This window comes from Exilibacterium tricleocarpae (assembly GCF_007004655.1).
Lineage (GTDB): Bacteria > Pseudomonadota > Gammaproteobacteria > Pseudomonadales > Cellvibrionaceae > Exilibacterium > Exilibacterium tricleocarpae.
The window spans coordinates 37,907-61,773 of sequence record NZ_ML660090.1 but is presented as its reverse complement, the minus strand read 5'-3'; the positions used below and the strand labels follow the sequence as shown (position 1 = coordinate 61,773).

Annotated in this window: 15 protein-coding genes; 9 read left to right on the top strand and 6 right to left on the bottom strand. The window is 50.0% G+C overall.

Annotated features, from left to right (window positions below; genetic code table 11):
* Window positions 1-35: 35 nt before the first annotated feature.
* Together FKG94_RS06740 and FKG94_RS06735 are read left to right on the top strand one after the other, a co-directional pair.
* Entirely contained in the window at window positions 36-1,649 is a 1,614-nt protein-coding gene (locus FKG94_RS06740) for a class I adenylate-forming enzyme family protein (protein WP_142903452.1), read from the top strand.
* A 383-nt stretch (window positions 1,650-2,032) separates the two neighbouring features.
* Window positions 2,033-2,494, top strand: a complete 462-nt coding sequence (locus FKG94_RS06735; RefSeq protein WP_142903451.1) for a hypothetical protein — start codon at window positions 2,033-2,035, stop codon at window positions 2,492-2,494.
* 615 nt (window positions 2,495-3,109) lie between these two features.
* Here FKG94_RS06735 and FKG94_RS29345 read toward each other — a convergent pair.
* Entirely contained in the window at window positions 3,110-3,232 is a 123-nt protein-coding gene (locus tag FKG94_RS29345) for a hypothetical protein (protein ID WP_281284220.1), read from the bottom strand.
* Window positions 3,233-4,733: 1,501 nt separating this feature from the next.
* Between FKG94_RS29345 and FKG94_RS06730 the strand changes: the two genes are divergently transcribed.
* Together FKG94_RS06730 and FKG94_RS06725 are read left to right on the top strand one after the other, a co-directional pair.
* Window positions 4,734-4,949: a ribbon-helix-helix domain-containing protein gene (locus FKG94_RS06730; protein ID WP_246124985.1), complete on the top strand. Its 216-nt coding sequence runs from the start codon at window positions 4,734-4,736 to the stop codon at window positions 4,947-4,949.
* Between the two features lie 4 nt (window positions 4,950-4,953).
* On the top strand, window positions 4,954-5,349 hold the full coding sequence (locus tag FKG94_RS06725) for a type II toxin-antitoxin system RelE/ParE family toxin (protein WP_142903449.1): 396 nt from the start codon (window positions 4,954-4,956) through the stop codon (window positions 5,347-5,349).
* A gap of 325 nt (window positions 5,350-5,674) precedes the next feature.
* Here FKG94_RS06725 and FKG94_RS06720 read toward each other — a convergent pair whose 3' ends face one another.
* The gene (locus FKG94_RS06720) at window positions 5,675-5,935 is read right to left on the bottom strand and encodes a hypothetical protein (protein WP_142903448.1); all 261 of its coding nucleotides are present in this window, start codon (window positions 5,933-5,935) and stop codon (window positions 5,675-5,677) included.
* A gap of 463 nt (window positions 5,936-6,398) precedes the next feature.
* Here FKG94_RS06720 and FKG94_RS06715 point away from each other — a divergent pair, with 463 nt between their 5' ends.
* The 5 genes from FKG94_RS06715 to FKG94_RS06695 all read left to right on the top strand — a co-directional run bounded on the left by FKG94_RS06715 (window position 6,399) and on the right by FKG94_RS06695 (window position 15,903).
* The gene (locus FKG94_RS06715) at window positions 6,399-7,787 is read left to right on the top strand and encodes a fibronectin type III domain-containing protein (protein WP_142903447.1); all 1,389 of its coding nucleotides are present in this window, start codon (window positions 6,399-6,401) and stop codon (window positions 7,785-7,787) included.
* Complete coding sequence (locus tag FKG94_RS06710; RefSeq protein WP_142903446.1) at window positions 7,730-14,419, top strand: FG-GAP-like repeat-containing protein; 6,690 nt, start codon at window positions 7,730-7,732, stop codon at window positions 14,417-14,419. The genes FKG94_RS06715 and FKG94_RS06710 overlap by 58 nt, the downstream gene beginning before the upstream one ends.
* Window positions 14,419-14,799 (top strand): hypothetical protein, encoded by a 381-nt coding sequence (locus FKG94_RS06705; protein WP_142903445.1) that lies wholly within the window; start codon window positions 14,419-14,421, stop codon window positions 14,797-14,799. Before FKG94_RS06710 ends, FKG94_RS06705 begins: the two co-directional genes overlap by 1 nt.
* A 599-nt stretch (window positions 14,800-15,398) precedes the next feature.
* Window positions 15,399-15,677, top strand: coding sequence for a BrnT family toxin (locus tag FKG94_RS06700; RefSeq protein ID WP_142903444.1), 279 nt, complete (start codon window positions 15,399-15,401; stop codon window positions 15,675-15,677).
* Complete coding sequence (locus FKG94_RS06695; protein WP_142903443.1) at window positions 15,655-15,903, top strand: BrnA antitoxin family protein; 249 nt, start codon at window positions 15,655-15,657, stop codon at window positions 15,901-15,903. The genes FKG94_RS06700 and FKG94_RS06695 overlap by 23 nt, the downstream gene beginning before the upstream one ends.
* Before the next feature lie 222 nt (window positions 15,904-16,125).
* Here FKG94_RS06695 and FKG94_RS06690 read toward each other — a convergent pair whose 3' ends face one another.
* From FKG94_RS06690 to FKG94_RS06675, 4 genes are all read right to left on the bottom strand, one after another.
* Complete coding sequence (locus tag FKG94_RS06690; RefSeq protein WP_142903442.1) at window positions 16,126-16,518, bottom strand: hypothetical protein; 393 nt, start codon at window positions 16,516-16,518, stop codon at window positions 16,126-16,128.
* Window positions 16,519-16,784: 266 nt separating this feature from the next.
* A complete protein-coding gene (locus tag FKG94_RS06685; RefSeq protein WP_179957518.1) occupies window positions 16,785-18,674 on the bottom strand; it encodes an alpha/beta hydrolase family protein in 1,890 nt (629 codons plus the stop codon).
* Between the two features lie 268 nt (window positions 18,675-18,942).
* Window positions 18,943-21,651: a TonB-dependent receptor domain-containing protein gene (locus FKG94_RS06680; protein WP_179957517.1), complete on the bottom strand. Its 2,709-nt coding sequence runs from the start codon at window positions 21,649-21,651 to the stop codon at window positions 18,943-18,945.
* Window positions 21,652-21,797: 146 nt separating this feature from the next.
* A complete protein-coding gene (locus FKG94_RS06675; protein WP_142903439.1) occupies window positions 21,798-23,381 on the bottom strand; it encodes a hypothetical protein in 1,584 nt (527 codons plus the stop codon).
* Window positions 23,382-23,867: the final 486 nt, after the last annotated feature.

Below are 23,867 nucleotides of genomic sequence, written 5' to 3'. Positions count from 1 at the left end.
TGAAACGTGAACCTTTACCGTAAGTAGGGGGTGTTATGAAAGACCTGTCCGCTGAGCTGAATAAAAACCTGATCGAACGCGTTGCCATGGGCGATATCCTGCGCCGCCGCGCCCGCGATGCCGGGCCGCGCGAAGCGCTGGTGGAATTTGTCGACGGCGAGCGCCGCGCCGTGACCTACCTGGAACTAAACCGGCGCGTCAACCGGCTGGTGCGCGGCCTGCGCGCCAGGGGATTGGAACCGGGCGACAAGGTCGCCCTGCTGGAGGGCAATACCATTGACTTTGCCACCGTGGCATTTGCCTGTTACAAGGCGGGTTGGGTGTTTGTGCCGATAAACTTTTTGCAAAATCCCGATGATATCCGTTATAACTTCGAGCACGCGCAGGTCAGTGCGGTGATTTATAGTTCCCTGTTGGAAAATATTGCCGTCGATTGCGGCAAAGACCTGGCGCATATCAGGTTTACTGTCAGCATCGGCACCGAGGCTGGTGCAGCGGATGCTCGCCTGGCGGACCTGATGGATGAGAGTGCGGAGACGGAAATTCTCGACACGGTCATTAAAGACCGGGACACGGCGCAGATTATCTACACCAGCGGCACCACCTCTCGCGCCAAAGGTGTCATGAGTTCGCACCTGGCGCTGTTTCTCGCCACCCTGAACAATCCCCTGAGTGTGGGCTTTGCCCGGTATCACCGTCACCTGTCGGTGTTGCCGCTGTTCCATATCGCCGCCCAGGTCAACTATTTATGCACCCTGCAGTTGGGCGGCACGGTGGTGCTGTTGAACCAGTTCGACCCGGTGCAGTTTGCCGACACCATGGCGCGGGAAAAAATTGCCGGCACGGCGTTGCTGCCGATGATGTGGCAGGCTCTGTTGAACGTACCCGACATCAAGCAGCGGGATTTTTCTGCGCTCGAGACAGGTATCTACGCCATGGCGCCGATTGCGAGAGCAACGCTCGAAGCGTTGCGCAGCACTTTCGATTGCAAGTTCCACCTCGGCAGCGGACAGACCGAATTCACGCCAGTGCCTTGTGTGTTTCTCGACGGCACCGAAACCCAGTTCGGCGAGGGCAACTATTGGGGCAGTGCCACCATGGTGGCGGACCAGGCGGTGCTGGACGACCACGGCAATGAACTGCCGCCCGGAGAAGTGGGGGAAATCTGCTGGCGCGGTCCCCAGGCGATGAACGGTTACCTGAACAATCCCGAGGCGACCACCGAGGTGCACCGCGGCGGCTGGCACCGCAGCGGTGATCTCGGTCTGATCGACGATAAAGGGCAGTTACTGTTTGTCGACCGTAAAAAAGACATGATCAAAAGCGGTGGTGAGAATATTGCCAGCAACAAAGTGGAGAAGGTCATCCTGGGGATTGAGGGCGTGCTGGTTACGGCAGTATTCGGCGTGCCGCACCCGCACTGGGACGAGGCGGTTTGCGCGGCGGTGCAGGCCGCACCCGGGGTGAACTTGACTGAAGCTGAGGTGATCGATCACTGTAAACGACATCTCGGCGGTTACGAGGTGCCCAAGCGCGTGCTGTTTCCCGACAGCCTGCCGTTTACCGCCAGCGGCAAGGTGCAGAAGCAGCCGTTGCGCCGGAAGTACCGGGATCTGTTTACCGGAACGGGTGCTACAAGGGATCAGTGACCAGATATCCAAAGTTGTCCTTAACACTGATTTCACCTGTTTGATCAGGGTGGAACGTTTGCCGGCGCCCAATGCCGGCACTCAAAGGCGCCCGGGGGAGTTTTCTCGGGACGAGATCAGGCGGGTTGTTCGCGGCCGTCTTTGAGGCTGTCTTTACATCTGTAGGCGGCTCTGGAGGATGGGTAACCGCCGCTGCGGAAAATTTTCTGTAAAAATCACCGGTATTGCCCGGTCCTCTGCATTTCTTTTAGCTACACTGGAATGACCTGTTCCAAGTTTTCCCGTGCCTGCTCCCTTGTTGAGGCAGTGTTGGCGGCGTGCGTAAAATGCGCAAGCAGTCTGCTCGGGTGTGTTAGAAAGAGATGTTATAAAGCTACATCGAGATGCAGAAAAAAGAAGTTCTTTTCGTTGTTTTAGGTGCAGTTCTACTATCCAACCTGGCTATTGTTGGTACCTTGATAGCCAAGGGATTTTTTGCCGGCGACAAGACCGGGCAGGTTGCCGCCGACATCGCGCCGGACGGTGATGAGCCGCCTGGTGAGGAGGCTGATCCCGGCGCCGAACTCGGTCTTGCCCAGGTGCACGGAGTCAACTATTTGCGCCAGATATCAGAGGCTATGAGTATTTGCGAGGACAAATTTTTGACAGCCACTTCCAGTATTCGTAAGAGCTACGAGTTTAAGGATTCAGAAAGCCACTTTTCGGCAGCAGAAGAGCTGTATCGTGTCTTTATCGAATACGAGACACTCTGGGAGCCGAATAGTCCTCCTAAGGGATTCAGCGTGGTTTGCGAAGTATCGGCGGTTACGCGAGCAATTGCCTCCTATAAGGTTTTGCCTTTGTAGTCATTATAGTCAAGCGACCTGTTATTTTTAATGGGCCGCAGTATTTGGTAGTCGTACGACAGGTATTGTCAATTTCCCCGGCAATCACCTGATAGCGATATTTCAACCACTCATGAATCCCCTGGCATGTGCCTGTGCCGCCTGCTCTAACTGCCTTGTTTGCGGTATAAGCAGTCAGTGCAATCGAGAACGCGAGCTTCATATCGGGTTTTGACATGTCCAGCGTATATCACTCGGCATTAGAACAAGTGGGGTCGGTTATAGACCCATTCAGCCGTATCCAGGCGATATGTCAGACGAACTAAGCGGAGTTATTGAAAGCTCAACAGGTTCTGTTCAATTTTTTTTGGATTTGCTGCGGATAAAATTCCATTCATCGAGCGAAACCATCAATTTATCCGTGTCTCCAGAGTCAACCTGTCCCCGACAGGCAGTCGCCTTATGCGCGGGCCGCCGGCGCCGGCCACGGCATTCAGGAAAGCGGGTGTGACAGAGGGTACGGGCGGCTCTCCCATACCGCCAGGCTGCTCGTCACTGGGAAGGATATAGACCTCTATCGGCGGCCGCTCGCCGGGTGGCTGATTACCCCGGCCCGCACTTCGAGGTCCCGTTGTTTCACCTGCCCCTCCGGGCCGCCGCCTGCTCCAGCATTTCGCGCGCCGCTGCGAAGAAAGCTGCCCAGGCCAGCAGGATTTTTCCAAGGAACAAGTCTTGTGGGAACTGTAGTGAGAGTTTCATGACTTTTTGTGTCGCCCGTTGTATGTTGCCAATGCCAATAACACCCTAATGTGGGGAATGGAAATCAAGTTGTGGGAGCGCGCGGGTGCATTTGACGCTATGAGTAGCGCGGGACAGACGACATTTTGTCGCTGGGGACAGTTTATGTCACGCATCTAATTCCCTACAACTTTGGCCAGAGCACAGTGCCCTGAAGGTGAGGTCAGGGTAGTGCAAGAGTGTAGTGGTCAGTATTCACCGGCTGGCGTCGGTAGACGATCTGGGTCATCCGACCGAAATGGGCCCAAGAGCATGAAAACGTGGTTTATCCCCTTACACTCAGTCTCTATAAGAAATACACCGCTTCTTTAAATCTCTTTTTATCTGTTTGATAGCCGCTGCACGTCCTTTATTCGCTGATAAGATCTCAAGGCGTGAAAGGCCTTGCTCGAGGTCATGTATCAAACGAACGCGCTCTTTGGCCACCATTGTTCGACCGCGCCATAACCGCTGCCGTTCACTTTCCCGCAGTTTCATCCAAGCCTTAATCTTACGTTTTGGCGGCACGGGTATTCGATAGCCGATATTGTGGCATGGCCTATTGCACTTTGCGCAGGTTACCTCTTTATCGTAGGGACGTGACCTTCTGTAGGATTCTCGACAATCGAAGCACAACCAGGAATCGTTACTCATTTCTTTTGGGTCCAGCAAGTTGTAGAGAGACGTATTCTAAGATAGTGACGAATTTTTATCGACCTGGAGTATCGATCCCGAACCGATGGGTGTGAACCCTGCGGATACGCGATGGCCTTTTCAGGTGCAACCGCTCTTGGCTCAAGTAAAGGAGCAAGCCCGGGACACTGAGTCGTTAATAACTTAAGACACAGCTAGTGTGGTGCTTCAAATAAACTGCAGATTAAGATTGACCTTGGTATAGTTAGTAAAATTCACTTTGCCGAATTATCACCATGCGAGTAGCAACTCCCATAACGCTGTCAGATAAAGAACACTACTCTGCCCCCAGCATCTATGGCTTGATCAGCGTCGAGTGTCTGTCCCAGCAGGCTTCTCCATCAAAGTTGAGTGCCTCTCCCGCCCGCCAAGGCGTCTGCCCTTCGTATAAGAGGCGTGGTGTCCAAAGCCTCAGCAATATGCTGACATTTTTTCGACCGGTATGAATGATATGGTTCTTCTGGGCAGATTATCGAGTTGATGAGGCGGTGTTTACAGCAGGTGGACATGGACAAGCCGGCTCGCGTCACCTGCTTCCACAGGCAGTGGCAACAATGTTACTTGGAGAGAGTGGCTGACACTTTCTACATCCGTTAGGCACCCCTTGCCCGCATCAACACTATGCGTATTTACGCTGCAGATAGTATCCACCGGTTGGCCGCGGTGGATGATCTGGTTCATCCTCTTAAACTTTACCCTTCTACTCTCTTTGTCGAATATTGACATTATTTGACATAAAGGCTAGAGTCGCCGTAACTATATGACGGAGGCGCACACGATGGCGAGCAGTATGAACTTATCCCTAACTGATGAGCTGCGAGACTTTATCAATAGCCGCACGGGTGATGCCGGTCTCTATGCGACACCAAGCGAATATCTCCGAGATTTGATCCGCCGTGACATGGAATCCCAATCGATAGTTAAGCACGTGCTGGGTGGTTTAGATGATTTGTCTCATGGCCGTTTTTCTGACAAATCCATCCTCGATATAGCACAGGAGGAGTGATTCGATGGCAGGGAAGCGAAGACATTACATTCTAACTGAAACTGCCGAGGGCGATTTTCGAGCGGCGTGGCAATGGTCTTTGTCCAGATGGGGAAAGGCGTTGACCAAACAGTACTTTACTGATTTGCACAAATGTGCTGAAAGTATTGCTCAGAACCACAATCATTGTGCCTCCATAGAGTCTATTGTCGACACAGTCGAATTGAGTATTTATCCCATTCGGGAGCACTACCTGGTGTATGTACCCACTAGTAATGGTTGCATAGCTATCGTTGCCCTCATTCGACAGACTCGGGATGTGCCAGCAGTCCTCGATGCCAACGGCTTTTTAATTCAGCGGCAGTTGAAAGAGATATTTGAAAAGCTGGAAAGAGGAGCGATACCGAATTTGAAAAAGTGAGGGTATTCTGGGTACAGTTTATTGTTCACTGAGCAAAGTTTAGGCGTAAAGCGCCTTGGAGTTTCCTCGATAAAAGTAAGCAGCGATATATAGATTGATTTTTCTAAAGGGTACTACCATCAACTCAAAAAGAAATGTATACGTTACTTAAGCCAGAAAGAAAAAACTAGTGAGTTTCTTACAAATAAATAAGTGAGGTACCGGGTACCGGGGACACTGAGTCGTTAATAACTTAAGAAAGAGCTAGGGCATGCACTGTCAAAGGAGGCACGGTGAGGGCAAGCACCGTTAAGCTGAGGGAAGTTCAGTCTGTCCCAGCTAATCCTTAACCGATAGGTTTGGTAATTTGGTAACGAATACCCCTGGCACGGCTTCGAGTGTCTGTCCCAGCAGGTTTGCCGCGGCCGAGTCCGCCGATCACGCCCGCCAACTGCAGGTTGTCGTATATCAGTGCCAAGCCGGCTCCGACAATGGGTAGCGGCGAGTCGTCCGCCTCGAGGCCGCGTTTGTGATTGCGAATCAGAATGACTTCATTTCTGAAATGGTGATGCCAGCGGCGGCGCTGTTGGTTGATGGTGTTTTTCACAAGCAGTCACTCCGCATGGATTTTAGTAAAGAAGATACTACACAGAAGAAGTGGCAGATGTATGAAATACGGATGATCGACATGCCCGCCCGTACCTGAAATCACCGATACAGACAGTAGACATTGTCAACGGTTGAGGTAGAGAATTGACCTCAAACAATCTATTTTCATAAAACAGTAATATTTTTGTCATCTTGCAGATGCAGAATCGAGGTCAAGCGTTCTGCAATACTACATGCAAATATTGCTATTTCCACACGCTTTTATCCTCACTTTGGAATATTGAAAACGAACAAGGAACTTTGTCATGGTAAATGTGATTCCTGATTAAATTCGTCGCTGAGTACTTTCTAATTTTTCCCGTTTTCCGAATGCAAGAGCTTGGACTCCAACTTGGACTCCAAGATGATAGCTTGCTTTGTCTATTACTCAGGCAAAGCCTTATTAATTGGAGAAATAAAACGTGTATTCCAGACTTTTGACGGCTTTTTTCACGCTACTGCTTTCCCATACTTTGGTTGCGCAGGTTTTTCCCCCAGAGAATTTAACTGGCCCGGAGATCGATGACGACGGAAGCTTTTCAATAACCTGGCAAACACCGCCGAACCCCATTTTTGACAAACCCTACGACTTTGAAGAATACAGAATTAGTCTCAGCAAATTAAGTGTCGGTGTTATCGGTGAATACACAGCGAGATATCAAGATACGAGTTACAGCTTCAGTAACCTTGAAGACGGGATTTATACGGTTCGTGTCAAAATATGCTGGGTAGAATATATCACAGACGATCGAGAGAGAGTACGATGCGGCGCCGCGCCTCCCGTTGAGGTATTGGTGCAATCCGGTCCGCCGCTGGTACCAGCGGTTAGTGCATACTTTAGTCCCGTTTCGGTTGTCAGCGGAGACTATGCCCGGTTGCACTGGTCTTCCACTCATGTAACTCGTTGCAGCGGCATCCCCGATGACCCGACAACAGTGCCAAATGGGTCTAAGAATTATAGGATACTTCGAACCACTGATTGGACGGTTACTGTGACCTGTATTGGCCCTGCCGGCAGTGCCGTCGGGACTGCAATGCTACGGGTAACTGTGCCCGACCAGACATTCACTTTCCAATGGCAAGGGCAGGACCAGGGGCCCTTTTTCGACACTGATGGCGTTTTTGACCTGTACGCCGAGCTTTCCAATGGTGGCTATCTGGTTGTCTATCAAACAAATCCGGACGGCTCGACCACACTGACAGAACGGCGCGGTAATCCGAGAACTGTCAGCGTTACAGGGCCCGGCACCTACAGCTTTCAGAGTAAAAAATGTCGGACTGTTTATATTGGCGATGATCGGGAAAAAGAGGTTTGCGAAGAACTATCTACTAAGATTTCAGTCACTGTCGGCGCTTCTGTTCAGCCGGTGCTGTTTGCTCCCGACAGTCACAACCTGTTGATTGGGGATATCAACAGCGACGGACTAGACGATATCTACCTGCAAGCCAAAACCGCAGACAACAGCAGTTATCTTATCAATAGCGTGGATGCTGCCGAGCCCTACTTCCTGGCCCCTGTGCTCAGACTCGATCCTGTCGATACCACCGGTATAAGTCTGCGTAACGTACCCTATTCCGTACTCGACTATAATGGAGACACCTATAATGATTTACGAGTCGAGTTTACCGATTCGGTATACGGCGCCGCAGTGGAAGTGGTCGTCGCGGGGGGGGGCTCAATCCGAGTATTCTGTTACAAGAATTCAGTATTGACTCCGGCTACCATTTCACAGTGCCGGCATCGACAGCGCCGATGGCAGTTGCAGCATCTGATGTCGTTACAAACAATGATGTCAGGCAGACAGATTTAACCGGCAGCACTCAAGGGAGTTACCAAGTTACAAAGGCGGGAGCATTTTCCTACAGCATACCGTTGTTCTCCGTTCGCGGGAATGGTGGTGTCACACCGCAACTGAGTTTGGATTACTCGAGTCAGGCCGGCAACGGGGTAGCTGGTGTCGGTTGGTCTATAGGGGGCCTTTCCACTATTACCCGATGTCGAAAAACACTGCAGCAAGATCAAAATCCCCAGCCGATTACTTGGTCGAGCCTTGATGCGTACTGTCTCGACGGTATTCGTCTTATCCAGATGAGTAACGGGCTCTATCGCCCGGAGGTAGACGATGGCTATACTACGGTATCCATGCGTGGTTCTTCACATAACCCCGATTACTTTATTGTAAGGCGGCGCGACGGATCAGAAACCCGATATGGCGGTGAAGGCGATTGGGATTCAGAGTTAAGGGGCAAACTGGAAAACGGTACCTTCGCCGATGAAATTCTTGCCTGGAGCATAACTAGATTTCAAGACAGTGTCGGTAATTTTATTGCTTTTGATTACCTTAACTCCCCTGACAGTATGGATATCTTCGCAATAAGATATGGATATATCAGCGATACTTCCTGGGTAAACGGTTGGTCTTACCAGTACCGATTTTATTATGACCAGCACAATGATGCTCGAAGCAGTTACGTCGAAGGCTTTAACTTTAAAAATCCTAACTTGTTGACAGGTATTCGACTCACAGACCCGGCTGGCAATGAGTTTCGAGAGTATTTCCTAAACTACAATGAAAATCTGGCCAATCGCAATACATCTTTAAACTATCTAACCAGCATACAGGAATGCGTGGATACGCTATGTCGTGAGCCTACGCTTTTTACATGGAATCTGGCAGAGAGAAGATTTCGGAGTACTCCCTACGAGTTCGATATCAATATTAAAAACTCTGGCTCGTTGATATTTGCCGATTTTAACGGCGACGAAAAAACGGATATCGCCTGGCAGAGCCAAAACGGCATTGAGTGTGCCCTGAGTCAGGGAACAACACTACAGCGAACCAATTTCATCAATGGTAGTGTAAGTGCTGATAGCAATAAATTCCTTTCTGTAGTTGATTTTAACGATGATGGCAGGGACGATATTGCTACCTATTGGCTAAATACTGATTTGAAGATATATCTTTCGCAGCGCCATGGTTCTGGCGATTGGAGGTTATCAAGTCAGGCCATAGTTCCCCCTAATTTACCGACAAGACGTTTGTATTTTGGCGACGCTGACGGTGATGGCTTGGCTGACCTGATAGGGTCGACTACCTTTGCTTCAGATGCCGGCGTCGGCGCGTTTAGAACCTTTCCCCTAACACCGAGTTCGTCATCCACATCTGTCTATACGCCTTATGAAGTGGGCCCGGAAGAGCGGGTTCGCTTTCTGTTGGAGCAGGGAAACGGTACCTATCGCATACATTCCAAAGTGCAACGGCTGGCTGAGAATGCAGAGGGCGTAGCGGATTTCAATGGCGATGGTGTGGTTGACTATGTTGCCTTTGATACTGAAAACCTCTACTCCTGTGATCGACCACCACCTGGTTACACTTACTCCCAAACACGTATCAATTGCCTGAATACACAGACTTTTGTGCCTTTTATAAAGAAAAAGGCCCGGCTAGGCAGTGACGGTCGTCTGTATTCACCTACTGCTGAGACGGACGTCTATCTGGTTCCATACGGTGTCGAATCACTGCCCAAATCCTTCTGGGAAGCTTCCAAGTATCGTTTGGTCGATTTGAATAATGACGGTCTCACCGACATCATCTATCTGACAGACGTTGTGCCGGGTGGTATTGGCGGGGGTGGAAAAATAAAAATCGGTGCCGGCGATTGGCTGTATATAATGAATAATGGCAACGGTTTTGAGCCTGCTCAAGTCTTGGTCGATTTGCCCGATCCGATTCAGGGTGATGCGACTACAGTCTACTTCGACCAACCCTTCCATTATCGCCACGACACTGCAGCGCAGGTTGTCGACCTCAATGGTGACGGCTACGAGGACTTTGTTTGGTTTCAATTTGCCGAATTGGGTTATAACGGCAACCAAGGTACCCGCGGGCGACTTAAAGTCAGTTATTGGGACATTGGCGCCAATCGTTTTTCACCCGCCGTCGATTTTTGTCCAAGAGGTTCGAATAATTGTGATTTTTACTACAGCTACTTTTACTTATTTTCCAGTAATCCCCACAACTATTTCCGAGATATTAATGGTGATGGCTATGTCGACTATATCCACTATGACGATGGCAGGCTGAAGATCTACTATGCTGAGCCGGGTTCACCGACAAGCGCCCCGGCGGACAGTAAGATTGCCTCAGTGATAACAGGGCTTGGTCATAAAACAGACATCACCTATGAAAGCGCCGTCACTTCAGATCATTATGCCGGCTTGCAGGTTGATCCTGTCGTCAACTGCAACAGTGTATCAAGCTGTTGGGCGGAGCAGCATGCTGTTGCAACAGTGAATGAGTACTATGAAACACTGGTTGATCCATTTGCGGATATACAGCAAAACTCTCAGAGTCTGGGTGCCGTCCAGCACGTTAAAACGATGACCGGTGCGCTCCCCATCGTTACGCGTGTAGCAACCTCTGCGCCGGCGGCAAACGATTTGACTGCTGCTGCCGTCGATCAAGCGGCTACGCAAGTGACCAGTTACTACTATGCCGGTATTAAGCTGCAAGCCGCCGGTCGCGGCTTTCTCGGTTTCGAAAGCATCAAAGCCATAGATGAGCAAAGTGGCATGGAAACTATTGAAAGCTATCGGCAGGATTGGCCGCTGATCGGCAGGCTTACCAGTGCTGAAACGCGCTCTGCCGAGGGGCATTTGTTGGCGCGAGAACACCACACCTGGTCGCTGCACAACTGGCAGTCAACCTGGCCTCAGGAGGCTATCGAAAACGGCACCGCCAGCCTAGGTGTCATGCAGCCTTACAAGTCTGTTTCTGTGCGTGAGGACTATGCATTGGCCAACAATGGGGCGAGCCAGGGAATATTGCTTAGCACCACCACAACAACGGTTAATCAGATAGACGAGTACTTGAATATACTGAGTATGACTGAGTCTGTAGAAAATAATGCCGGGCAGGTTCTCAGCACAAAAACTACCGTGAAAGAATATGGTACGACCGCCTGGGAGAGGCAGTTGGCCAGATTGTCTCGCTTGTCCGTTACCGAAATCCGCAACGGGAATACGCAGACCCGCACCTCGACCTTCGGTTACCATACTACCGGTTCACTCCGTGGCATTCTGGTTTCCGAAACTATCGAACCGGATGATGCCGCCTTGACTGTCACTAAAACCTATCACCACGATTCCTTTGGTAATGTGACACAGACTTTGATTACAGCACCGTCGGGAGAAGTGAGGGAGTCGCAAAGAATCGTTTACGATGAATTTGGACGTCAGCCAATCGAGGTTTATGAGGGTGTTACAAATGCTTTCGGCAACAGGGTTGAGTTGCAGACTGAAGCTTATATACGGGATAAATTCGGTAATGTCATTGAAGCTGACAACCGTGTCGGTCTGAACCGATGGATAAAATCACGTGCCAACAGCAGTGCTTTCGGCCTCGTTTACTTTCAGGCCTCTGCAGATGGGGCTTACAGTGCCACCACGCTGGCCAGGGGCGCCAGTGGTATCTGTCCCACGGCGACAGCCTATTACAGTCGTAATCGCCGTGGAGACGGCGGCGAAACACGTCAGTGCTTCGATATTGCGTCGCGGCTTATTCGCTCTGTATCGCAAGGGTTTGACGGGCGATGGGTATTTGTCGACTATGAATACGATCGCCGCAACCTCCTGGTCAGGGAGACTGAGCCATATTTTTCCGGTTCGACCAAATACTGGATCGAGTATGACCATGATATTCTCGGGCGCCAAGTAGAGGTTCGCCACCCGTTCTATGGCTCTACCAGGACGGTATATGATGGTTATCAATCCACCACTTATAATGCTGCCAACAAGAAGCACTCAAGAACTGTAAATGCACTAAACCAGTTAGTATCGTCAGAGGACCACAACGGCTTTCGGTTGAGTTATGACTATGATGTTAATGGCTATCTAGCCAGGACGACTGACTCTGATGGCGTAGTCATAACCGTGAATTATGACAAACGGGGACGCAAACGCTGGATCAATGATCCCGATAGCGGCACCACCCATTTTGTTTACAATGCTTTTGGAGAATTACTAAAAACAACAGATGCCGAAGGAAATACCGTTGAGGAATCATATGATCACAGAGGCCGGGTTGTTGAGCGCAATGAGATTCGTACTACCGGAGAGATCGATGCCTTGTATCAATGGCAGTATGATTCGGCCGACAATGGCTTGGGACAGTTGGATTATGTAACGGACTTAAACAGCGATTATTTTCAAGTAGTGGCTTACGATGATATGGGGCGGCCGGGCGCCAAAATGACACGTATTGCTGGTTATGCTAATCAGGTAGCCAGTCATTATGAAGGATGGTCTTATGATGCTCTAGGCCGCCTGGTGAAAGTTTTCGACGCGGCCAGAGGCTCGGCAACCTGGAATGAAAACGGGGTAGCGCGTTACTATAACCAACATGGCTTCCTGGCCCGCCTTTCCGGCACTGGATCTGCAGCGAATGAGGATTACTATACCGTTCAATCTGTAGACCAGCACGGCAATATAGATGCGTCGCAGTACGGAAATGGTATCGTGTATCTCACTGCGAGTTATGCCGCCGACAGCGGCCTGGTGGAGTGGCAGCAGGCAAGCAGTGATATCACCGCCCATGTGGGCACGTTACAATACCGCACCTATGGCTGGAGTGCTCTGGGCAATCTCGATTATCGACAAGCCAACGGCCTGCGTCTTACCGGCGGTCAACAACTCGCGACCCGGAATTTGCGTGAGGACTTTACTTACGATGCCATCAATCGCCTGACTGGCTACACCGTATCCGGGGATGCCGCCCACACCGTCGCCGTGGGTTATCACGCCAATGGCAATATCAAACGCAAGTCCGATGTCAGTGCCTCTGATTACGTCTATGGTGGCGGCCGGCCGCATACCGTGACCGCAGCCGGGAGCCATAACTACAGCTACAACAGCAACGGCCAGATGGTCAGTGGTGCAGGGCGGACGCTGACGTATAGGGCGATGGGTAAGGTGGATACTGTCGCGCGGGCTAGTCGAACCACCCGCTTTTTCTACGGGCCCGACCAATCTCGCTATAAGCGGGTTGACACCAGCTCTGCCGGTGATGTTGTCACCTTGTACCTGGGGGCTGTGGAAAAAATCTACTATCCCGACGGCAGCAGTGAGTGGAAGCGATCGATTGCCGGCCGGGCACTGGTTACCGAGAGGTATACCGCCTCCGGCGCAGGTTCGGGCACTGAGCTTAACTACCTGTTATACGATCATTTGGGGAGTGTCAGCCATATCCTCAATGACGGTGGCGGTGTGAAAGCGGCGCTGGACTTCGATCCTTGGGGGGCGCGGCGCATTCCCGGCACCTGGCGTGAAATGTCGGCTACAGATATCTCAACACAGTACTGGAAAGCGATAAAACCCACGACATCGCGAGGGTTTACCGGTCATGAGATGGTCGATGAAATGAACCTGATTCATATGAACGGCCGTATCTATGACCAAAAGCTCGGGAGGTTCTTGCAAGCCGATCCGCTTATTCAGGCACCGGACAATGGGCAGAGTTTTAATCGCTATAGTTATGTTTGGAACAATCCGCTCAATGCGACTGACCCGAGTGGTTATTCCCGCGACGATCCGCGGCGCGATTCGGGGCGTCGCTCGGGAAGCAGTGGTCTGCCGATGGCCGGTGCGCCCATTATAGGTGCGTCGGAGATATCTTTTGTCAGTCCGGGAAATATCCTGTTGCGTGATAGCTTCTACGATTTGGAAAACTATGCATCGCCAAATGCAGTAGGAAATAGTACGATTGAGGGGCTTGGGAAGGCTCACGGAGGCAAAGAAAATAGCTTTTCGCTGTCGGTGGGGTTTAGTGTTGCGACGGGTGGGAAGTATACGAATGGTGAGGGGACTGCGTCGGCGGGGTGGGCTGTAGGCACCAATGTTGGTAGTGGTGGTGGCGGTGATGTTGCGCGCGGTGTTGGCATTAGGTTTGTTGAAGAGAACATTGCGGCAATCTTTCATGAACCATTGATTGGTATCGCTAATCCGATCATACCGATATTACCGGGTGATCCTTCTTTAGCTGATATATTAGGCACTGACCGTTTTGTTTCACCCTTCCCGGCGGCGGCAAGTTCAGAAGAGCAGTTAGGGCGCGATTTAGCGCCGGCTCTCGCAATGGTGGTTTCACTTATTGGGAGAAATCCAGGAGTTGGCAACTTAAGGGGAATACCTTTAAGCGAAGCTAAAGAGTTACTATCTAAGTGGGATAAAGCCACCTATAGCACTCTCTCTGATAGTATTAGAGATCATGCCAGAAGGCATGGTTTTGGAGGTGACATACCTAAATACCTTCGTAAGGCTGCAAATTTCAACAAGAAAGGTGCAAAGAAAACAATTCTTGATGATGGTGCAACTAGATGGAACAGGAAAAATGGTGAGTTCTTGATCGAACGCAATGGAAAAATTGTAACTTATGGTGTGAATTAATGGCTGTTTCTTACAAAAAAGTGTTGGCTGTTTTACTTAGACTTCTCGAAACTGCATTCTCTAATAGTTCTGTAAATAGAAAGGTTTTGCATGAGCTCGAGTGGCAAGCAGAAGAAGGGGGGTCTTCAGTTCTTGGAGAGGTTGAAGTGCGGGCTGATACAGTTATAGGTATTGCACGAACTTGTCTTAGAAAGCAGCCAGAAAATATCAATGAGTTAACTGATGCCTTAGAGGAAAGCTCAGTTTATCGCTCTGAAGTTTTAATTGATTGGTTGGCTAACAGCGGAGATGAGTTCCCTGATTTTTGTAGTTACATAGCAGCAATAGAAAATCTCCGCACATGTACAATAACGTTCCTTAGAGGGAGCTTGGGAAATTGAGGCATGAAGGTCGTTAATGACCCTTACGGTGTAAACGGCAGTGTCATCGATACCGCTGCTAATGATGTGCCAATTCTTTGAGGTACCGGGGACACTGAGTCGTTAATAACCTAAGAAACAGCGAGGACAAGCACCGCTAAACTGGGGGAAGCTCAGTCTGTCCCAGCCAGGCTGCCGGTTGTGATAGTTGTTCCAGGCGCCAGGGTCATTGCCCTGCGCAAGGGACGCCTTTGAGCAGCGCTACCAATGGGTGGGAAGGCAGGATACCGACAACCTCTTCCTGACCAGCCCGGGTGATGTGTTCACACTGGGACGGATTACCCGGCTGGTGAGGCGCTATGTGCAACAAGCCGACATCGACAAAACCGGTTCATGCCACCTGTTTTGGCACGCCATGGCCAAGGAAAACAAGTGCATGACCTCCCTCTCGACCAGGCTGAGGCGAGGAGACCCTAGGGCTTGCGGGGCATACGCTAACCCTGGGGAGGTACATAGGGTGGTTGGGTCTGGAACAAGAGGCGAACAACAAAGGGGATGAAAACGGCGGATTACCGTGTTACGATGCCGGTGTATGTACAAATGTCAATACAGGGATTGTCATGGGCTTCGAATGGGATGCGGCAAAGAATGCCGTCAATATTCGCAAACACGGTATCGACTTTGCCGATGTAGAAGATATCTTCAACCATCCCATACTGACGTTACCGGACAATCGGGACGATTACGGTGAAGAGCGTTGGGTAGCGATTGGCTGGGTACACACCTTGATGGGTGTGGTGGTTTATACCGAACGCCGGGATGATGTGATCCGCATTATCTCTGCCCGTAAAGCGACGAAATACGAGGTACGCCGATATGAACAAAACCTCAAAAACTGATTGGAAGCGCCTGGCTGAGATGCCGGATAAAGACATTGATACCAGCGATATCCCGGAGTTAGGCGACGAGTTTTTCCGTAACGCGCAAGTGCGGGTACCGCCGAAACAACCTGTGACTCTGCGGCTGGATGCCGATGTGTTGGAGTGGTTCAAAGCGCAGGGACAAGGTTATCAAACCCGCATCAACAAATTACTTCGCAGTTACATGGAGGCCCATCAAAGATAAGTTGAACAGACACGAGTTCCCTTCGAGGTCGGGTTATCTTTAGCCCCATTAACAGTTGGTTAGTGATTACATTTAGACAACTCTGTCGCCAACCCTGGCTGTAGGCAGAAAAATCTGAAACACACGTAATTCATTAAAACATGATTTCCCTGTGTTGCTAAAATGGCCGGTGACACACCACTAACCACAGTATGTCACCTGCTACCTATGACTAGCCAGCTATCAATCGGTGTAAGAACAAGAAACGCTGGCTGATTCGGACACTACCCAACCATAGGCAGTTCGATTACTCGACATGCTGATTAAGGTGGCAGAGTTTGGCACATACACATCATCAACCCAGCGATCAACGTTGTTGGCCTCACAGGAAAAGATCGCCAATTCGTCGATTTCACATGTCATGGAACATGACCTCGGTCCGGCATGGTGTGTGCGATTTCCTGTGACCTTACAAGATTTACCTGAATCCAGGCACCAAGCTTTAAACTCTCCGGCCGAGTTGCTGTTTCCACCAGAGGTGATGGACACAGTAACTTGCTGAGCACTTGCTTGTGAGAAAACTACACAGGCAAGTAAAACGAACACACCTTTTTTCAAAATCGGCTTAATCTGCATTTTCACTCCTTTCAATAGCTCTGGAAGATTTCCACATGTGTTTCCCTTGTTTGATGGGAAAGCGCAGTATAAGGTCGAAGGATGAATACAAGGCTTCATCCAAGTGAATATTTTTAAAATATATTAGAAGGCGAATAAGAAAGAGCGCGGAGGATGAAAACGGTGGGTTACCGCTTTAGATGCTGTTGTCTGCACAAATACCAATGCAGGGATTGTCGTGCGCTTTGCATGGGATGCGGCAAAGAATGCCATCCCTAATTCCAAAGTCATGGCTGGGCAAGGGTATTTTCTGCATATTTCTTCTCATTAGAGCCGAGATGCTGTGCTAAAAAAATCTCCATTTCTCTAAATAGCAGTAACCGATTCTCTTGATTGCTGAGGTAATGATCCCCATTTGGCAGCTCGATATAGGTGTATTCCTTCTTCGCGCTCTTGAGCGCTTTTATCATAGCGCGGGTCTGACTGGCGGGAACGACCCGATCTTTTTCACCGTGGAAAATTAGCAATGGTGCGGTAATTCTGTCTACCTGATGCAAGGGCGAAGTCTCTGACAATTGCTTCCACGAATCCCCAATCTGATTTAATTTGATTTTGTTTCTCTGTGCAAAGACAAACTTGGGCAAATCCGATATGCCCGCGAAACTGACCGCACACTTATACAGCTCTGGTGTCTTAACCAGTCCCATCATGGCCGCATAACCGCCGTAGCTGGCGCCGACGATACACATTCTTTCCGGATCACCAATGCCTTTTTTTATCAACCAATTTACACCGTCGGTGATATCATCTTGCATCAGCCGGCCCCAGTTCTTAAAGCCGGCTCGCATAAACTCAATACCGTAACCTGTCGATCCGCGGAAATTCATTTGTAGGACGGCATATCCACGGTTGGCGAAAAAGGCTGTCCAGTAGTCGAATTCTTTACTATCGCGCTCCATCGGGCCGCCGTGTGGGAATATGATTACGGGCGGCCGGTCAGGATAAGCTGCCGGCGGTAGAGTCAAGTAGCCTTCTATCAAGGTTCCATCGCGAGCAGGATAGTTGATTTTTTGTGTGGCGGTAAGAACCGATGCATCGATATTGGGATAACGCGGGCCAATACGAGTGATGACTTTGTGTTTTCGATCCCCGAAATAGTAAGTGCCGGGCTCCTCATCGCTGGTAGTCAATAATATATAGCGCTTCTCGTCGTTGCTAAAAGACAGCAGTTGATTATTGGTATCGGGAAATTGCTTTTTTATACCGTTGTAAAGGCCCAGATACTTCTCGTCCCAAAAGTGATGAGCCCCGTTGTGCAGGTGCTTGATACCCACTACCTCACCACGGGGCGAGTAGACCAACTCACCTTCGATATCGTAGGTTGGGTCCGCCAATACCAGCTCTCTTTCATGAAACGACGTAGTGATGTCAACTTTGAAAATAGCCTTGCGTCCTCGGTGATAGGATTGCACAAACAACGTATTGGGATCGAGACCAAAACCGAGAGGCCAGATTTCTCCGAGAGAAAAATTGTCAAACAACCACTTTGAGCGCCAGCCCTTGCGGCCCTGCCGGATATAGACTGCAGTGCTCTCTGCACCAATCCGCATACCTACGCGCACTCGATGGAACGGGTCGGTCAACCAGTGGGTAATACGGGCGTAAGGTCGTTGGACTCGGGCTTTCTGTCCGTCGTAGACATTGACTCTATAAACCGCCGGCCCGATAGGCCGATCTCGCTCGCCGACCACAGCAACCAGAATATGGTCCGGGTCTTTCGGCAACCAATCAACTACGTTGTCCTGCAGATTCATCAACGGGCGGATATGTTCTACCAGGTTAAAAGCATCCGTCCCATCACGGTTGATAGAGACCAGCCGGGTTTCCGTTGTAGGACGGTTATAGCGATTGGCTGCAAAGCGCAGACTGATAATAAGCCGCTCGTCGTTGGCCCAGCGGAACCAGTTGATTTTGAATTCTGTGTTGTCGGTGGAAATGACCGGTACGCTTTCGCCGGTGTTTACGCTTTTGACTATGATCAGCGAGCCATTGTCGATATTCAGCCAAGAACCGATATGTGTGCCGCCGGGGGAAATGCTGACAGTTTGGATATAGGGCAGGTTGGCGAAGGCGGATACAGGGAGCTTTGTCGCGGAGATCGTATGACCTGCGGTCAAAAGTAGTAGAAGTGTTATAGCTATATGTGCTGTCTTCTTTGAATAAAGCATCCTGTCATATATACGGTCACGATGTAGAAAATAGGTATAACGATGACAAATAGGCTATCTAGCGTGCCATTTGCAACAGGATTTCTCTGAATCCAGGCTCTTGGCCGCACTTTTATATGCCTGGTATTGGAATATACCCGTTACAAGAATAATAGTACATAAAAAAAGCCGCGCTAATGCGCGGCCTTTAGTAGGCTAAATGGTCTGAGGGCGGAGATTAAAACTCCCAGCTATAGCTAACGCTGACGGTGGTCCCCACTTCCTCTTCAAAGATATCGAAGTTTTTTTCACCTTCCAAGCCTTGTTCGATTACAACTTCTTCGCCGAGCAGGTTCTGGACTTTGACCTTTATGCTGGAATTGAGGCCGGGGTAAAAGCTGTAAATAAGGTCGAGCGAATGAAAGGGCTGCTCTACAGCATCATCGACGCCGTTGCGTCCGGCGAAGAAAACTCTCTCACCAAAAACGTTATACACCAGAGACGCGCTGTGCAGACCATCGCCGGAGTCGAAGCCCAACTGCAAGTTGGCAACATAATCTGAATGGCCTGTGAGGTTGCGTTCGTTGTTGGTAAGCCCGATATCGTTTTCTCCAACAGTTATCTCAGAATCGCTAAATGTCAGGTTGCCGGAAAAGAAAAACCCTTCAAATGCATCGTGAATTGAAGCCAGGTCTTTCAAGGCTTCAAACTCCACCCCGTATATTTCTGCTTCTACGGCATTCAGGTAACCAAGAATAACATCAGCCTCTGTTCGGAAAGTCTCGATGCGCTCTATCGGATCTGTAATATCTTTGTAGAATAAGCCTACACTGTAGTTATCGCCGCTGGCGAGATACCACTCTGCACGAATATCGAAGTTATCCAATTGCGATGTTATGAGAGACGGATTGCCCGAGACGCGAAATCGCGTTTGCGGGTCAATGTACTCAATATCTGTAACTTCTCTAAGATCCGGCCGTACGGTGGTGCGACCATAGCCAAAACGAAGCTGAAACTCATCGTTATGGATATAGGTCATGGAAAATGCCGGATAGATATCGTCCTCTGAAAATGAACCGCTTTCGATGACTTCCCTAGATGGGCCGTTTTCAAAATCCAGATCGTCGATTGGAATTGATACTTGCATAAACTGTTCCGATCGTACACCACCGGTGAACCGCCAGTTGTCTCCCCAGTACAAATCGAACATGAAAAACCCGGACTCTGTGGTCTGCGCTGCCAGATAGCTCTCCGGTTTGCCGGACCCGAGAGTGGTTTCGAAACGGTTGTCCGGATCGAGAATATTATCATCGGAGAACACTTCACTTATGCTGCCGTCTAGAGCGGCCAGGTTGGCTCCGGCTGTGTCAATGTTAACTGTCAATCCGGCATAGTCACGAGCTTTGCGATTATATTCATAGCCACCCGTTAGTGTTAGTTCAGCGCGACTGAAAGACAGCGGTAGACTGGCTTCAAAACCGTAGCTTTCCACTTCATCTTCGAGTTCCTGGAAGCGGTAAGAGGCGGCGGTTGCCGATTCCAGCACTTTGCGCTGAATAATTGCTCCGGTTTGGTTGTCAATATCATCGATGCCCTCGATTTTGACTTCATTGGGGATGTCCGATTTTGCGGTTGCATCGGAATAGAACCAATTGCCTTCGATACCCCAGTAGTCAGGAAATGCGTGTTCACCGCGAATTTGGTTTACAAATAATTCTCGTTCTTCATAACGGATTTCCGTATCGTGTCGCTGTAGACCGACAGCCTGGTTTACATCGATGCTCTCGCCGATAGTGTCGAGAGCTTCGTCTTGCGTGTTGCGCAAAAACAGTGAGGATGTTTCGATAAAGTGATCATCCTGATATCGCACTCCAAAGTTGGCTGCGCCGGTCATTTCCACTTCTTGAACTGTCCGGGTGATATCTTCCTCGGTGAGAAAACCGCCCGCACCCACGTCTCCACCATCGGGAAAGGCGGCACGCCTTATTTGGTTTCTGTTGCGCCATTCGTTGCTGTAGGCAAAGATGCCGATAGCGCCCAATTCCAGGTCGTCGCTGATGAACCAATTGTTGCCAATTGTGCCTTTTAGGTCGATATCCGGGCTCAGAGACTTGTCCTTGAGCTCCACATTCCTGTTTAATGCCGTAGCCAGTTCACGGTTGATTGCCTGGCCCTCTTCGAAAGTATGTTGTGTACCGTCGAAGTTCAGAGTTTGTTGAATGTTAAAGGCCGATATATTTCCACGGTAGGTTGCGATGGCTTGCTTAATTTGTGAAGACAACGCGCGAGTTCCGTCATCAGTACCAAAGTTGTCGTCATCACCGCCATTGTAAGTAATAGCGTCGTCGCTGCTGTTTGAGTTCCAGCCTGTGCCGGCCTCGATGTTAAAGATAAATTCATTGGGGATACTGCGGGTTCGAATATCAATATCGCCGCCGCCGAAAGCTGCGGGCATATCGGGCGAGTAAGACTTTTGTATCGATAGTGATGAAACAACATTCGCCGGGAACAGGTCCAACGGGATGACGTTTCTGGAGAGATCCGGCGATGGTACAGCCGCACCGTTTAACTGAGTACTGGAATAGCGCTCACCCAATCCGCGGACGTAAATAAACTTGCCGTCAACCAGGGTCAGCCCGGTAACACGGCGCAGTGCTGAACCCAGGTCGCTGTCTCCCGCCCGACTAATTTGCTCGATACCCAGCTTGTCGGCGACAAAGGCCTCTTCTTGTTTTTCAAATACGAGATCTTCAGCGGCAGTTTTGAGACGTTGTAGTACAACGACTTCTTCCATCGGCTGGCTGGGCTGAGTGTCGGTTTGTTCAGCCGGAGTTTCCGGCTCTTCCTGAGCGAAGGCGATGGGAGAGGCCGCAGCAATCGCCATTGTCAAGGCACCGCTAATTGCCGCGGGCAATCTTTTGCGAGCGAGGTTGTATTTTCGATTCATGGCTAGCATACCTATAAAATGTTCAATCCGGTCTTTTAGTGTGCCTTGGGCTTCTTAAACAGGTAAGGCGCCTCTTAAGCGCCTTACCTATGCCGCCCTTTATCAACTGAAGTGGGCAAGGGTTACCACTTCCCTGTGGCTGTTTTTTATAGGCCAAAAGTCCAGTTGGCAGTCCAGTTATCGTCGGGGCCAACTGCACCGATAAAGTTCACTTGCTCGAAGAAATCGCCCGCTGGCAAAGCGGTTGCATTGATCACGACTTCGGTAGTATCAGGCCTGGTTACCACGCTTGCGGTAATATTGTCATCGTCATCTCTGGTGACTTGAGCAATGGTCAGGCCGTCGTCTGCCAATACAGTCCCTGCCACTCCGCCAACAGGCTCAATAATGACGTTGTTGCTGCCAGCCAAAAACCATTCCGATTCTGTTTGACTGCCGATAGGTTCTTCATTTTTGGTCGGCTCAAAGCAGGAGATAACGGTACTTGATAGTGCGAGGTCATCAACAGCGGCGTTATCGCGTGTCTGGGTGCTGCTGATTTCAAGGCACTCATTGCTAGTGGTAGGATCGGCGCTAACAATAATAGAGTTAAAGATTTGACCTTTAGTACCGCGGCGTAACAGGAAGCCCTCGGAGTCGCCAAGCTCAGGGCCGGTGTTGCTTTGACCGCTTGTTACGCAGGTAATATTCGATAGGGTGGGGTTTGAAAATGGTAGCAGATCGTCATCCAGGCTGCTGCCGGTATTATCACCCTCGATGCAGCGGTTGCCGAGGTTGAAGTCGTGTTTGATATAAGCGAACTGGATATTGCCGACATAGCCATCCGACCAGTCGAGTGAATCGTCTCGCACGCCTATAGCGACATAGTTTTTAACGTTGACAGCGCCGCCGAAGAACTCAAGGCCGTCATCGGATGTGCTAAACACCTCAACATTCTCTACAGTAGTACCTGAGCCGACAGCGTTGAAAGTAATTGCGTTCAGCTCGTTACCCTCTGTTACCGCAAAGCCTGAGTGTTTGACAATAACGTATCTTAGAACACCAGAACTCTCAGTGTTATCGTTGCCGCCATAATTTGAGTCGAAGCCCTCGGTGGATACCGCGCACGTGCCTGCTGTACGCTGCGCATCGGTGCAGTTATTAGTGATGCCGTTGCCGTTGATCAGTACTCCGGCCCATTGACTGACGTCACCATCATTAGCTATGCCGTTGATATCTTGCAGAGATGTCATTGTGATGGGGGCGGAGGAGGTGCCGTTGGCAAAGATTTGAGAGCCTCGATTGATCAAGATGAAATCGCCCGGGTTGGTAAAAGCCAGTGTCACTCCAGCTTCAATTGTCAGGGTTGGGCCTTGGCCACCAGACGGAATTTCAGCTCCCGGGGTGCCTGTCTCACCGTTGTCGATATTCTCACCGATAACCAGACTGTCTTGAAAAATATGCGCGCCACCCGCAAGGAACGGAATCACTAGGTTACTTGTCATCGGGTTATTAACACCTACGAATGAGCGGTCGTAAACACAGTTGCCGTTCTGGAAGGTGCCTTCTACTTCGGTACCATCGGCCACATAGGATGCACACACATCATTAGCGGACCCACTATCACCACCGGTTGAGTTGTCTACAGAGTTATCGACAGTATCGGCACTGATCTTGATATCGCCGCCACTTCCACAACCAACCAACATCGCAGCCAGCACGCTGACGCTAACCAAAGTCTTGATCTTCATCTCGAATTTCCACTCCTATTGAGTCTTAGCTATAAAGTGAGTAGTTTTTTAAAACTTTTTTGTTCGGCGGGCCTGAACGGTTTTTATGTTTAAGCTGCCATTCCCCGCGGTGCGTCGGCTGCATGAAAAAACCGCTCCGAAGCGTTCTACTCAAACCCGGACAAAACCGAAGGATGGGGCGATTCTGTTGCATGATGATTTCAGAAATATGTCACTCGTGTTGCAGTAATATTGCAAAAAAACCGGTTGTCGGATATTCGTACCGATTATCTGGGCGGTCATTAGGTCTGTGTCGCCCCGGTATCCAGGGCGCATTAAAGTGGCTTTATATCTGTGGAGGTGACGTCTGGCTGAACCGCCTTAAGCGCAACATTAGGGAAACTGTAGGCGACGCTTAGATCAACCTTTATATCAAAGGCTTAGTGTTCACATTTAATCTATTTGCTTTACAACGGTGGGTAAGGTGTATGGCAGTGGACGGACGAT